The sequence below is a fragment of the Tenacibaculum aestuarii genome, from assembly GCF_964510395.1.
In the GTDB taxonomy this organism is placed as follows: domain Bacteria; phylum Bacteroidota; class Bacteroidia; order Flavobacteriales; family Flavobacteriaceae; genus Polaribacter; species Polaribacter aestuarii.
The window spans coordinates 598,307-612,653 of record NZ_CAZEFY010000003.1; the positions used below are offsets into that span (position 1 = coordinate 598,307).

Sequence of the window (14,347 nt, forward strand, 5' to 3'; positions counted from 1 at the left end):
TTTAGAATAATTACGATAAATATACTGTATTGTTAATACCTTTGCAAATCTTATGTTGAAAAAAGAAGTACAAGAGTTAATTAATACGGGAGAAATGCTTCCGTTAATGGAAGAATTTTATACAATTCAAGGAGAAGGTGCGCATACAGGTACTGCTGCATATTTTATTCGTATTGGTGGTTGCGATGTTGGTTGCCACTGGTGTGATGTGAAAGAAAGTTGGGATGCAAATTTACATCCGCCTACTAAAACAGATGTTATTGTTGAGAATGCTAAAAAATATGCCGAAACTGTGGTAATTACAGGTGGAGAACCTTTAATGTGGAGTTTAGATCATATTACCCAACAATTACAAAAAGAAGGTATTAAAACACATATTGAAACTTCTGGAGCCTATGATTTTTCTGGAGTTTGGGATTGGTTTTGTTTATCTCCTAAAAAAACAAAATTACCACTAGAGCGTGCTTACCAAGAGGCAGATGAATTGAAAATGATTATTCATAACAAAAATGATTTTCAGTTTGCAGAAGAACAAGCTGCTAAAGTTGGTAAAAAGTGTAAATTATTTTTACAACCTGAATGGAGTAAAAAAGAAAAAATGACTCCACAAATTATTGATTATGTAATGGAAAATCCGAAATGGAAAATATCCCTACAAACTCATAAATATTTAAATATACCATAAATAAAAAAGCAATCTTAGTAGGTTGCTTTTTTAGTATTCATTAGGCTCTATATGAGTTAAAACATGACCCAAATCTGGGAGTTTTTCTCTTAAATAGTCTTTTAGTTTGTGGGCAATATCGTGCCCTTCTTTTACTGTAATGGTGCTATCTACAATAACATGTAAATCTACATGATATTTCATTCCTGCTTTACGTACAAAGCACTTTTCAGTTCCTAAAACACCTTTTACTTCCAACGATTTTTCTCTTATTTCATCTATTAAATCATCATATACATGCTCATCCATTATTTCACCCAAAGCTGGTCTAAAAATCAGGTAACTATTGTATAAAATAAAGAAAGAAGCTAATAAAGCTGCCCAATCGTCAGCTGTTTCATAACCTTCTTTAAAAATGAGTGCTATCGAAATTCCTATGAATGCCATGATAGAAGTAATTGCATCACTTCTATGGTGCCAAGCATCTGCTTTAAGAGAAGAACTATTGGTTTCTTTACTTTTTCTGATAACTACTTGAAAAGATATTTCTTTCCAAATGATAATTGCTCCTAAAACTAGTAATGTCCATGCTTTTGGAGTTTTATGAGGTGTTTGAATGTTCTGTATACTTTCGTAGGCTATAACTGTAGCTGAAGTTACCAAAAAGGCTACTACCACAAAAGTGATTAAGGGTTCTATTTTTCCGTGTCCGTAAGGATGGTTTTTATCTGCGGGTCTTTTCGCATATTTCAACCCTAATAGCACTAAAAGCGAAGAAAATATATCAGTAGTAGATTCAATTGCATCTGCTATTAAGGCATATGAATTTCCAAAAATACCTGCCAATCCTTTAATAATTGCTAAGCTAGTATTACTTAAAATACTAAAATAAGTGGTTTTTATAGCTAACTCTTCTTTACTCATGAAGTTTATCTTTCTCTTTTTATGAGATACTACGAAGGTACTTGAAAACTATTGAAAAAAAAAGACTCACCTATTGGTGAGCCTTTCGATAGTTAATATAAACTACCTTTTAACAACAATTAAATATTTAATAACGAATAAAAAATTAGTTCCAGCCTCCACCTAAGGCTTTATATACTTTTACATTTGCCAACAATTGATCTCTTTTCGTCTCTATGATTTCAATTTTAGACTCTAATGCTTCTCTTTGTGTTAACAACACTTCTGTATATTCTGCTCTTGCTGATTTAAACAATCGAATTGAAAGCTCTATAGATTCGTTTAATGCTTCAACTTGTTGCTTTTTTAAGTCGTAACTATTTTTTAAATTCTCAATTTTTGAAAGTTCATTGGCTACCTCTAAGTACGCATTTAAAATAGCTCTTTCGTATTCATAAACAGCTTGTAATTGTTTATTGTTTGCTGTTTTGTAGGCTGCTTTTATAGCATTTCTGTTGATTAAAGGCCCTACCATATCTCCTGCTAAAGAATACACTAACGACTCTGGCGTTGATGTTAAAAACTTAGGTTTAAATGCCTGTAAACCTATTCCTGCTTTTATACCTATTGAAGGATAAAAATTAGCTCGTGCTACTTTAGTGTTCAATTTAGCAGCAGCTAATTCGTACTCTGCTCTTCTTAAATCAGGTCTGTTTTTCAACAACTGTGAAGGGATTCCTGTATCTATTCCTTCTATTGTTTTATCAATAAAATTTTCTGAATCTCTATCGACATGTTGCGGATACCTACCTACTAAAAAGTTAATTTTATTTTCGGCTTCTACTATTTCTTGTTGAAGCTCATATAAATGACTTTGATTTTTAAGTACACTTGCTTCAAATCTTCGTACAGCTAACTCGGTGGTTCTAGCAGCTTGCTTTTGAAGTTTTACCATTTGCAATGCATTTTTTTGAATTTCTAAGTTTTGTGAAACCATAGACAATTCATTATCTAATGCTACTAATTCGTAATATGAATTTGCAATTTCTGAAACCAAATTAGTTACCATAAAGTTTTTACCTTCAACAGTAGCTAAATATTCTAATACAGCTGCTTTCTTTTCATTTCGTAACTTCTTCCAAACATCTAACTCCCAAGAAGCTGAAAGACCTATTGAAAAATCAGTTAATGGCTCTGGGAATTTTTCATCTTCTCGAATATTCAAATTTTCTTCAACAGCCCCATTTCTGGTATACTTCCCTACTTTCTCTACTTCAGCACCCGCATACAAATTTACAAATGGTAAATACTCTCCTTTTTTTGCTTTGATATTATTTTTAGAAATAGCTACCTGTTGTAACATTATATTCAATTCTTGATTGTTTGATAATGCAGTATCTATTAATGAAATTAAGGAAGGGTCAGAGAAAAATGTACGCCATTGAACATTTGCAGTACTTACTGTATCAACAGACTGATTGTTAAAATTTTCTGGCACTACTTTATTTTCTTCCCTTACTACTTGACTAGGTACGCATGAACTTAAAACCAAGAGAGCAAGCACACCCAAAAGGTACACTCTTTTTATTGTAAATAAACTTATATAATTAGTTTTCATCATTTTGTCTTTTAATTATTTTTTTCAAAAGTTTTTTAAGCTCTGCTATTTTAGCTTTTGTCTTACTTCCTTCTACTTCATTAAGTCTTATAAATTCTTCTGAAACTGGCTCAATAGATTCGTCTTTAATCAAACTCTTACCATCGCTCATTTTAGCAAATATGTAATAGAGACCTGGTATAATTAAAACTCCGAAAATGGTTCCTATTAACATTCCTCCTAGTGCAGATCCTCCAATGGTTCTGTTTCCTATCGCCCCAGCTCCGTGAGCTATTACTAATGGTACCAAACCAGCTATAAACGCAAAAGAAGTCATTAAAATAGGTCTAAAACGTTCTTTAGCACCTTCAATAGCAGCTTCAAAAATTGTAGCTCCTTGACTGCGTTTTAGTACTGCAAACTCTACAATTAACACGGCATTTTTTCCGAGTAAACCAACCAGCATAATTATTCCAATTTGCGCATATACATCATTGGCTAATCCCATTAATTTAAGTAATGTGAATGACCCATAAATTCCTACTGGAAGTGAAAGAATTACAGCTAATGGTAGTAAAAAACTCTCATACTGTGCTGCCAATACAAAGTATACAAAGGCTAATACAATGATAAAAATATACACAGATTCATTACCTCTTTGTGCTTCATCGTAGGTAAGTCCTTCCCAAGCAATATCATACCCTCTAGGAAGTTCTTTTGCTGCTACTTCTTTAATCGCATTAATAGCATCTCCACTTGTATAACCCTTAGCTGGTAACCCTCTAATTGCCGCAGAATTATAGAGGTTATAACGTGTTATTTCGTTAGGTCCTAATTTCTTTTCTAAACTCATAAATGCAGAGTAAGGCACCATTTCTCCTTCTTCATTCTTTACATATAGTTTTTCTAAGTCTGAAGGAATTCTTCTGTATTCAGGAGCTGCTTGTGTATACACTTTAAAGAATCTACCAAAACGAATAAAACCTTGCTCATAAGTACTACCTATTAAGATGTTTAAGTTCTCCATGGCTTTACCAATGGTTACTCCTTTTTGCATTGCCTTTTGGTTATCTATTTTCAACTCATACTGCGGATAATTCGCTGAATAAAAAGTAAATAACCCTGTTAGTTCTTTTCGTTTCAACAACGACTCCATAAACTTGTTATTGATGCGTTCAAACTCATGATAATCAGTTGAATTTGTTTTATCTAACAAACGCATTGAAAATCCTCCTGAAGACCCAAAACCTGGTACTGCTGGTGGTTCAAAATATTCTATAACCGCTCCTAAGTCTTTGGTTTCTTCCTCTAATTCTTCCATGATTTCATGTACAGAATGATGACGTTCAGACCAAGGTTTTAAGTTAATTAAACAGGTACCTGCGTTTGACCCTCTACCTTCAGTCATAATCTCATACCCTGCTAATGATGAAACTGATTCAACTCCTTCAGTCTCTTCACAAATCTGTTGTAATTTTCTTGCTACTTCATTGGTACGTTCTAACGTAGCTCCTGGAGGTGTTTGAATAATAGCATAGATCATTCCCTGATCTTCGTTAGGAATAAACCCTGCCGGTAATGTTTTATTCGTGATAAAAATTCCTGCACAGAAAGCTGCTAATATTCCAAAGGTTAAAAATCTTCTAGCTACAATCTTATTCAATATTTTTACATACTTTCCTGTAAGCTTTTCAAATCCTTTGTTAAACCAGTCAATAAACTTATCTACAATAGATTTTTTTCTTTCCTCTCCATGATTATTTTTTAGCATCATTGCACATAATACTGGTGTTAAAGTAAGTGCTACAATTGCTGAAATAATGATGGATCCTGCCATGGTTATTGAAAACTGTCTGTAGAAAACTCCTACAGGACCTGTCATGAAAGAAATAGGAATAAATACCGAAACCATTACTAAAGTAATTGCTAAAATAGCTCCACCAATTTCTCCTAACGCTGCTTTCGAAGCTTGATAAGGTGTCATGTGTTCTTGTTCCATTTTTAAATGGACAGCCTCTACAACTACAATGGCATCGTCTACCACAATACCAATCGCTAACACTAATGCAAATAGGGTGATTAAGTTGATTGATAATCCAAACAATTGCATTACAAAAAAGGCTCCGATTAAAGATACAGGTACTGCTATAATTGGAATTAAAGTAGAGCGTATATCTCCTAAAAACAAGAACACTACTACTGCTACTAATACAAAGGCATCTCTAAGCGTGTGTAATACTTGTTCTATAGAAGCATCTAAAAAGTTAGATACATCATAACTTATTTGAAAATCAACTCCTGGAGGTAAATCTTCTTTTAATTCTTTCAGCTTTTCTTTTACTGATGCTATTACATCGCTACCATTACTTCCAAACGTTTGCTTTAATACAATTGATGCTGATGGATGTCCATCTAAATTTGAGTAAATATCAAAAAACTCACTTCCTAATTTTACTTCAGCAACATCTTTTAATCGTAAAATTTCTCCTTCTTTATTGGCTCTGATAATAATGTCCTTATACTGATCTGGTTCATTATATCTGTTCTGGTAAGTCAGCACATATTCTAACGATTGTGAAGCTATACCTGAACTTCTACCTAGTCTTCCTGGTCTTGCTAAAATACTTTGCTCTTCCATTGCTTCTAAAATTTCTTCGGCAGAAATATTATAAGCTCTCATTCTGTCTGGTTTTAACCAAACTCTCATTGCGTATTTTCTACTTCCTAATATTTGAGCACTCGCAATACCATCAATTCGTTGAATCTCTGGAACCATTTTCGTATAAGCATAATTGTATAGGAACTTTTCATCATTGTTTTTTTCTTTACTGAAAAGGTTCACATACATTAACATACTTGGTTGTACTGGAGTAATAATTACCCCTTCACGCTGTACTAATTCAGGTAATAAAGGCATTACTTGGTCTACCCTTGTTTTTACCCTCACCACTGCCTGATTAGGATCTGTACCAGGCTCAAAAATTACACGTAAGGTTCCTTCTCCTGCACTTGTAGCATCTGAAGCAATATAACGCATACCTTGAACCCCGTTTATAGCAGTTTCTAATGGAATTAATGTTGAGTTTACCAATACATCTGCACTTGACCCTGGGTATGCAATAAAGATATTTACTGTAGTAGGTGCAATTTGTGGAAACTGTGAAATAGGAAGCTGTTTTATGGCTAACAATCCTGTAAAAACAATCATTACCGAAATAACAATTGCTAGTACGGGTCTTTTTATAAATTGACTAAACATGTTTCGTTGATTTTAATTTTTAATTACTCTGCATACAAGTCTAAACTTGACAAAACTGCATTTGGTTCTTCAAACTCAACATGAATCTTTTGCTGGTCTTTTACCATTCTAATTCCTTCTAACAGTATTCTATCATTTTCTGTTAGTCCTTTTTCAACTAAAAACAAATGTGGTAACTCTGCTTCAATAGTAATTTCTCGTTGTTTTACGGTATCGTTTTTATCTACCACAAAAACATATTTTTTATCTAGTACTTCAAAAGTTGCTTTTTGAGGAATGATTAGAGCACCTTTATACGGAACTTTCATTAAAATACTTCCTGTTTCTCCGTGTCTTAAAATTCCGTCAGGATTTGGGAAAGTTGCTCTAAACGCAATGTTTCCTGTTTCATTATTAAACTCACCTTCAATCGTTTCTACTATTCCTTTTTGACTGAATGGTTTGTTATTTGCCATTAAAAGTGTTACTTCTTTTTTCTTGTCTTTATCTTGACTCATGATGTAGTCTAAATACTCAGTTTCTGGTACGTTAAAGTATACCCACATTTTACTATTGTCTGATAATGTTGTTAGAAGCTCTCCTTCATCTAACAAACTACCATTTCTAGCATGTAAGTGATCCATTATTCCATCAAAAGGAGCTTTTATGCTTGTAAAACCAAGATGGGTTTTAGCTAACTCTACTTCTGCTAATGCTTTTTCATAATTTGCTTTTGCTAAAGCCAACTCGTTTTCAGAAACTACATTTCCTTCTGCTAATAACTGAGTATTTTTATATTCAATTTCAGCAGCTTTAGCTTCAGCGGTAGCTTTTTGTAAATCTGCTTTATATACATTTGGTGAAATTTGGAACATGCGTTGTCCTTTTTTTACATGTTGTCCTTCATCTACAAATATTTGTTTCAAATATCCTTTCTCTAAAGCTCTTAATTCTATATGCTGACTAGCATGAATTTGGCTTACATAGTCTTTTGTAATGGATGTGTCTTTTTTAATTGGGTTGGTTACAAGGAACTTTGTTTCAGGGTGTTTAGATTCCTTTTTTGATTCGCAACTAACATGAATGAATAGCGCAAACAGGCTCATTAAAATGAAGCTTTTTTTCATTTTTATATATGTATTTAAAAAATTAGTAGGATGGGCAACCAAACACGTAAAATCATTGCAATTATTCACACAGAATGATTGCCCAAAAGATTTAATTGATTTCTTGAGATTTGAGAAATTAAAGTAAAAACCTATAAAAGCACTTAGGTTTTACTTAAAAAAAGGAGTGCATCAAATTATAAAAACTTGATATTTTACATGCAATTTTAAAATAGAAGTAAAAAGATACTCTTTACATCTTTGTGTTTTTTCTTTAACTACACAAAGTTGATTTTCAAAAAATTGCGCATGTAAAATGGCAGAAAAATAACCGCCAAACTTAGATAAGTTTCTGTCTATTTCATCTTCTTCTTGAGTTTTGTCTTCAACTTCGTTGATTTCAAAATAATTTTCTCTTTCAGAATCTTCATGATTTTTGTCAAAAACTAAGTCATTTATGTTTTGAGTAATGAATTGAGTTTCTACACAGGCTGTATTTAATACAGGAACAGAGATACTCTTATTAAATTGGCCATAATCTGCATATGATGTAGACCATCCTTTTAATAAGAATACTACTAAAAAAAGATATTTATTGAATACATTACTCATTTCGACCGGCAAAATTATATATATATATTCATATGACAAACAAATACTTTGGTAAAAAATAATAACCAATAAAAAAACTCGCCAATTGGCGAGTTTTAATTTGTATTAAGGGCATATTAGAGACTACTCTTTAAATACTCCCATGTTTGCATATTTTTCCATACGTTGAGCTACTAAATCAGCTTCAGTTAACTCATTTAACTCTTTATAAGCTTTTAAAATTTGTTCTTTAACTGCTTCGAAAGTAGTTGGTTTATCAGAATGAGCACCTCCTAATGGTTCTTTAATGATATCATCAACGATATTCAATTTCATTCCATCTTTAGCTGTTAACTTTAATGCTTCAGCAGCTTTTTCTTTTTGCTCCCAGCTTCTCCATAAAATTGTTGAACAGTTTTCAGGAGAAATAACTGAATACCATGAATTTTCTAACATGTATACTCTATCTCCTACTCCAATTCCTAAAGCTCCACCAGAAGCTCCTTCACCAATAATTATAGTGATAATTGGAGTTTTTAAACAAGTCATTTCAAAAATATTACGAGCAATTGCTTCTCCTTGTCCACGTTCTTCTGCTTCTAATCCTGGGTAAGCTCCTGGAGTATCTACAAAAGTAACTACTGGGATTCCGAATTTTTCAGCCATACGCATTAAACGCAACGCCTTACGGTATCCTTCTGGGTTAGCCATACCAAAATTACGGTATTGACGTGTTTTTGTGTTATATCCTTTCTGTTGACCGATAAACATAAAAGACTGATCTCCTATTTTACCTAAACCACCTATCATGGCTTTATCATCTTTTACACTACGATCACCATGCAACTCCATAAAAGTATCTCCACAAAGCGCCTTGATATAATCTAATGTATACGGACGATTTGGGTGACGAGATAACTGTACACGTTGCCATGCAGTTAAATTTTTATATATGTCTTTCTTTGCTTTTTCTAATTTTTCTTCGATTTTTTTACATGTTTCCGTTACATCTACTTCACTTTCTTCTCCAATAATCTGACATTTTGCCAACTGATCTTGTAGTTCTTTAATTGGCATTTCAAAATCTAAATATTCCATTATTGTATATAATTTGATTTTCTAATTTTCTAGTTAGTCGTTTGTAAAGGCAAACATACTAAAAAATTGTACAGTTTACCTTGATCGTTTTTCTTAAAATACTATTTTTTAATCATTTTCTTTTTTATGGAAGAGGCATTTTTTAAAACTCCGTTAAGCAACACCACAAACAAAACAATGAAAGCACCGTAGTAAAACTCTGGATTCATTTGTTCTTTTTCACCAAAAATTATGAGTGCTAAAATAATAGCATATATAGGTTCTAAATTGATGGTAAGCATTACTGTATAAGGAGTTAAATACTTCATTACTTTAACAGAAGCTATAAAAGCATACGCTGTACAAATACTGCTTAACACAAATAAATATATCCAATCGGTGGTTTTAATTTGGAAAAATTCTATTGAAAATTGTTGCGTAAACAACATGTATAATGTTACTCCTAAAACACCAAATAACAACTGATAAAAAGAAATCGTATTTGCATCATGTTTTTGGATAAATAATCCGTTTAATACCGAAAATAATGCTGATAAAAAAGCCGATATCAAAGCATAAACGATTCCCAAAGTATATTGACTTTCAAAATTGAATATAATATACAAACCTGCAATTACAAGTAAGCCTAAAACAATTTCAATAAGCTTTACTCTTCTCTTAAAGAAGAAAGGTTCTATTAATGAAGCAAAAAAAGCTCCTGTACTCATTGTTACTAATGCTACTGATACATTCGATACTTTAATCGCCTTGAAAAAAGTTATCCAATGTACTGCTATAATTATTCCTGAAATAGCAAACTTTACTAAAGCTTTCTTCTCTATTTTAAATGTTTTTTTTCTGATTAAAAAATACACAGCTATAAAAATAACTGCTAAAAACATTCGATACCAAACTAGTGGAACAGCATCAATTGATATTAATGCTCCTAGTATTGCTGTAAATCCCCAAATAAAAACGATTAAATGTAGGTGTAGGTAGTTTCTTAATTTATCTCCTTGCATTTATGTATAAGTAAATAGCGTATAGACCAAAAACAATATTTGGCACCCAAACATTTAACAAAGCATTAGCTCCTGCTACTGCACCTAATACTTCTGCTACTTTTAAAAAGAACACGTAAATAAACATTACTGCTATTCCTATTGCTAAATTAGCTCCAATACCCCCACGAGTTTTTTTATAGGCTAAAGCTACAGCTATCATTGTTAAAATATAACTAGCAATAGGCAAACTAGTCCGTTTATACAATTCTACTAAATAAGCATTTAAGTTTTTGATACCTCTCTTTCTAGACACATCTATGAATTTCATTAATTCTGGTGAATTCATTTCTTGTGCCATTACATTTTTATAATTTAAATCAGTAGGGGTAAAAGTAAAAGTTGTATCTAAACTTCTTCCTGAAAAAATACTATCTCTATCTTTAAAAATTTTACGAAGTTTCCATGTACTCAATTTAAACGTACTATCATTCCCATTCCAGTTAATGTTATCTGCCATTAACTTACTTTTTAGCTTTATACCATCGTATAAATCTATTGAAAAATTGTATCCTGAGTTTCGCTTTAAATCATACCTCTGAAGATATACATAAGTACTATCATTCAATTGTAAACTAAACTCTTGTATTGAAGTATCTGAGTACTTTTGCTTTTTTAGGTACTCTTTTTCAAATGCTTTTCTTGTTTTACTACTTTTAGGAACAAAAAAGTGATTCATAGAAAGCGCTACCAAACATACAATAGAAGCTCCTATAAAATAAGGATATAGAAAACGAGTAAATGATACTTGAGCATTATTAATTGCTATAATTTCTGTATTACTAGCCAGTTTTGAAGTAAATAAAATTACTGCTATAAATAACGCTAGTGGCATAAAAGTATTAGCGTAATAAATGATAAAATTCTTGTAATAATCATTTGCTACCTCAAAAAAAGTTAAGTTTTCATGACGTAAAAACTTATCTATTTTTTCAGCAATATCAATCGCTACAGCAATAGGTATTAGAATTAATAAGGTAAACAAAAAAGTTACCAGATAACGCTTTAATATGTACCAATCTAGTTTTTTCAAGTTACAAACGTTTATCCATTTGTTTTACCATTTTATCTTTCCATGTAGCAAAGTCTCCTGCTATAATATGTTTACGTGCTTCACGCACCAACCATAAATAAAATCCTAAATTATGAATAGAGGCTATTTGTTTTCCTAACATTTCTCTTGAAGCAAACAAGTGGCGTAAATAGGCTTTTGAATACATAGTATCTACCCAAGTAATTCCCATTTCATCAATAGGAGAAAAATCATTTTCCCATTTCTTGTTTTTAATGTTAATACTACCATGTGCAGTGAACAACATTCCGTTACGAGCATTACGTGTAGGCATTACACAGTCGAACATATCTATTCCTAAAGCAATGTTTTCTAAAATATTGATTGGTGTACCTACCCCCATCAGATAACGAGGTTTATCTTCTGGTAAAATTGCTGTTACCACCTCGGTCATTGCATACATTTCTTCAGCAGGTTCTCCAACTGATAACCCTCCAATTGCATTTCCTTCAGCTCCTGAATTTGCGATATACTCTGCTGATTGTTTACGTAAATCTTTATAGGTACTTCCTTGTACAATTGGAAATAACGTTTGATTATATCCGTATTTTGGCGGTGTATTATTAAAGTGTTTTATACAACGATCTAACCAACGATGTGTCATGTGCATAGATCGTTTTGCGTAGTTATAATCACATGGATAAGGTGTACACTCATCAAAAGCCATAATTATATCTGCCCCTATGGAACGCTGTGTATCCATTACATTTTCAGGAGTAAAAAAATGAGTTGATCCATCTATATGACTTTTAAACTTTACTCCTTCTTCGTTAATTTTTCTTCTTCCTGATAATGAGTATACTTGGTACCCTCCACTATCAGTTAAAATATTACGATCCCAGTTCATAAACTTATGTAACCCTCCTGCTTGTTCTAAAATAGAGGTTTGTGGACGTAAGTATAAGTGATAAGTGTTTCCTAAGATTATATCAGGGTTTATCTCTTCTTTTAATTCTGATTGGTGTACTCCTTTTACCGTAGCTACAGTACCTACTGGCATAAATATTGGAGTTTCTATGGTTCCGTGATCAGTAGTAATAACACCTGCTCGTGCTTTACTTTTAGGATCGGTTATTTTTAAATCAAATTGCATAAGTGGCAAAGATACACATGTAAGTTGAATGTTTAAAAGTAGAAAGTTAAAAGTTTCTTATTACTGATTTTTAATTCTTTCTCCTTCTCCCAAACTTGTTCTTAAATTCTCTTTTTTTATTAGAAGTTGTATTATTTTTTGAAAAATTTTTGTTTTTAGTATCCGTTGAAGAGCTCTTCTTTTCTGATGTTTCCTGTGTCTTTGATGAATTTTCTACAAGTTTATTAATCTCGTTCATCTCTTTAGATGTTAACTCACGCCATTCCCCTACTTTTAGGTTTCCTAAAGTTACATTCATAATACGTGTGCGCTTGAGTTTTTTTACTTCGTAACCTAAATATTCACACATGCGTCGAATTTGACGATTTAAACCTTGTACTAAAACAATTTTAAAGGTAGTATCATTAATACGTTCTACTTTACATTTTTTGGTAACTGTTCCTAAAATTGGGATTCCGTTACTCATTCTTTTTATAAAACGTTCATCAAAAGTTTTATCTACCGAAACTATATATTCCTTTTCATGATTATTTCCTGCTCGTAAAATCTTATTTACAATATCTCCATCATTGGTTAAAAAAATCAATCCTTCCGAAGGCTTATCTAAACGTCCAATAGGAAATAATCTTTGTGGATGCCCAACGAATTTCACGATATTTTTACGCTCTTTGCTATCGGTAGTACAAACAATTCCTACAGGTTTATTTAGAGCTATATATATCGTTTTAGGCTTAGCTTTTAATGGTTTCCCATCAATTTTTACCACATCTCCTTCATGCACTCTATTTCCTAACTGTGTAGGTTTACCATTTATAGTTACTCTACCCTCAGTAATAAATCGTTCTGCTTCACGTCGTGAACAGATTCCTGTACTACTAATGTACTTGTTAAGATTTATTGATGTGTCATTATTATTTTCCATTAATGCAAAGAAAAAGAAAATCCCCAAGCTAACACTTGAGGATTTGATATTTTATACTTTTAAAGTATTAAAACATAATCATTTTTTGTGTACAACGTGCTAAACTTTGTCTTCTTTCATAATCAAACCCTAACGTTATCATGTGTGTACCGTAATTAAAGTCTTGTGTCTTGTTCATGTTAACACTAAATCCGTATGACAAATAAAGATTATCTTTCTTTAAACCAAATAATGGCGCAATGGCATTTGGTTGAAAAAACTGATCGTTTAAGAAGGTATAACTTAAACCTGCCCAGACATACCCTCCTCTAATACCTTTTCTAGCTTTAATGTTCATATCAGTTTTAGAACGTCCAGTCGCTTCTCTATATTCATACAAAATAGAAGGTTCAAGTTCATAATCTCTACTAATTCTTGACATAATATAAGAGGCAAAAAGAGTATATTTTCTTAACTCTTCAGGATCACCTGTTCTAAAATTTTTAATATCCCTATTTAAGATGTTCACTACATTCGCTGTAATACTGAATTTTTCAAATCGGTATAATAAACCTACATCGAAATTAGAATGATTCTCTTGTATTGAAGGTACATTTTCAATATCTGTTACATTACTGTTTGAAGTGTCAATTCCAAATTGAATAAAACTATAACTTAAAGCAAATGATAAAAAACTGTCGTGAAAGTCACTTAATGTTAAGTGACTTGCAAATGACAATTTCGCTCCTTTATGAGTGGTAAATCCATTACTATCATTAAACAATGAAATACCACCTCCAAAAGTATCAGCGATACGTGCTTCAACAGTTAATGATTGTGTATCAGGTGCGTCTTTAACACCTATCCATTGGCTTACACCATTTAAGCGTATTTGTAAACCTGGACCAATTCCTGCATAGGTTGGTGAGATTACAAACGGATTATCTGCTAAATGATTTACGTATGTTGGTAACTCTATTTCTTGTGCAGTTGACTTTACACTACAAAATACTACACTTAAAATTATTAAAATCTTTCTCATTT

Annotated in this window: 12 protein-coding genes; 1 reads left to right on the forward strand and 11 read right to left on the reverse strand. The window is 32.1% G+C overall.

The annotated features are described in order from the left end of the window. The first annotated feature begins 52 nt into the window (after positions 1-52). On the forward strand, positions 53-685 hold the full coding sequence (locus tag ACKTSU_RS08930) for a 7-carboxy-7-deazaguanine synthase QueE (RefSeq protein WP_408036033.1): 633 nt from the start codon (positions 53-55) through the stop codon (positions 683-685). Positions 686-715: 30 nt separating this feature from the next. Here ACKTSU_RS08930 and ACKTSU_RS08935 read toward each other — a convergent pair whose 3' ends face one another. The 11 genes from ACKTSU_RS08935 to ACKTSU_RS08985 all read right to left on the reverse strand — a co-directional run bounded on the left by ACKTSU_RS08935 (position 716) and on the right by ACKTSU_RS08985 (position 14,345). After that, the gene (locus ACKTSU_RS08935) at positions 716-1,588 is read right to left on the reverse strand and encodes a cation diffusion facilitator family transporter (RefSeq protein WP_408036034.1); all 873 of its coding nucleotides are present in this window, start codon (positions 1,586-1,588) and stop codon (positions 716-718) included. A 145-nt stretch (positions 1,589-1,733) separates the two neighbouring features. Further along, positions 1,734-3,185, reverse strand: coding sequence for a TolC family protein (locus ACKTSU_RS08940; RefSeq protein WP_408036035.1), 1,452 nt, complete (start codon positions 3,183-3,185; stop codon positions 1,734-1,736). Then, complete coding sequence (locus tag ACKTSU_RS08945; RefSeq protein WP_408036037.1) at positions 3,175-6,423, reverse strand: efflux RND transporter permease subunit; 3,249 nt, start codon at positions 6,421-6,423, stop codon at positions 3,175-3,177. Before ACKTSU_RS08945 ends, ACKTSU_RS08940 begins: the two co-directional genes overlap by 11 nt. Before the next feature lie 23 nt (positions 6,424-6,446). Further along, on the reverse strand, positions 6,447-7,529 hold the full coding sequence (locus ACKTSU_RS08950; protein WP_408036038.1) for an efflux RND transporter periplasmic adaptor subunit: 1,083 nt from the start codon (positions 7,527-7,529) through the stop codon (positions 6,447-6,449). A 171-nt stretch (positions 7,530-7,700) separates the two neighbouring features. Beyond that, a complete protein-coding gene (locus ACKTSU_RS08955; protein ID WP_408036039.1) occupies positions 7,701-8,120 on the reverse strand; it encodes a hypothetical protein in 420 nt (139 codons plus the stop codon). 123 nt (positions 8,121-8,243) lie between these two features. Further along, positions 8,244-9,197 (reverse strand): acetyl-CoA carboxylase carboxyltransferase subunit alpha, encoded by a 954-nt coding sequence (locus tag ACKTSU_RS08960; RefSeq protein WP_408036040.1) that lies wholly within the window; start codon positions 9,195-9,197, stop codon positions 8,244-8,246. Positions 9,198-9,298: 101 nt separating this feature from the next. Continuing rightward, positions 9,299-10,198, reverse strand: a complete 900-nt coding sequence (locus ACKTSU_RS08965) for a DMT family transporter (RefSeq protein WP_408036041.1) — start codon at positions 10,196-10,198, stop codon at positions 9,299-9,301. After that, positions 10,185-11,270 carry an LptF/LptG family permease gene (locus ACKTSU_RS08970; RefSeq protein ID WP_408036042.1) on the reverse strand — a complete coding sequence of 362 codons (1,086 nt, stop codon included), beginning with the start codon at positions 11,268-11,270 and terminating at the stop codon, positions 10,185-10,187. The genes ACKTSU_RS08965 and ACKTSU_RS08970 overlap by 14 nt, the downstream gene beginning before the upstream one ends. Position 11,271: 1 nt before the next feature. Continuing rightward, positions 11,272-12,402 carry a tRNA guanosine(34) transglycosylase Tgt gene (gene tgt, locus ACKTSU_RS08975; RefSeq protein WP_408036043.1) on the reverse strand — a complete coding sequence of 377 codons (1,131 nt, stop codon included), beginning with the start codon at positions 12,400-12,402 and terminating at the stop codon, positions 11,272-11,274. Between the two features lie 70 nt (positions 12,403-12,472). Continuing rightward, positions 12,473-13,324 (reverse strand): 23S rRNA pseudouridine(2604) synthase RluF, encoded by an 852-nt coding sequence (gene rluF, locus ACKTSU_RS08980; RefSeq protein WP_408036045.1) that lies wholly within the window; start codon positions 13,322-13,324, stop codon positions 12,473-12,475. A gap of 67 nt (positions 13,325-13,391) precedes the next feature. Then, on the reverse strand, positions 13,392-14,345 hold the full coding sequence (locus ACKTSU_RS08985) for a PorP/SprF family type IX secretion system membrane protein (RefSeq protein ID WP_408036046.1): 954 nt from the start codon (positions 14,343-14,345) through the stop codon (positions 13,392-13,394). Positions 14,346-14,347 lie beyond the last annotated feature (2 nt).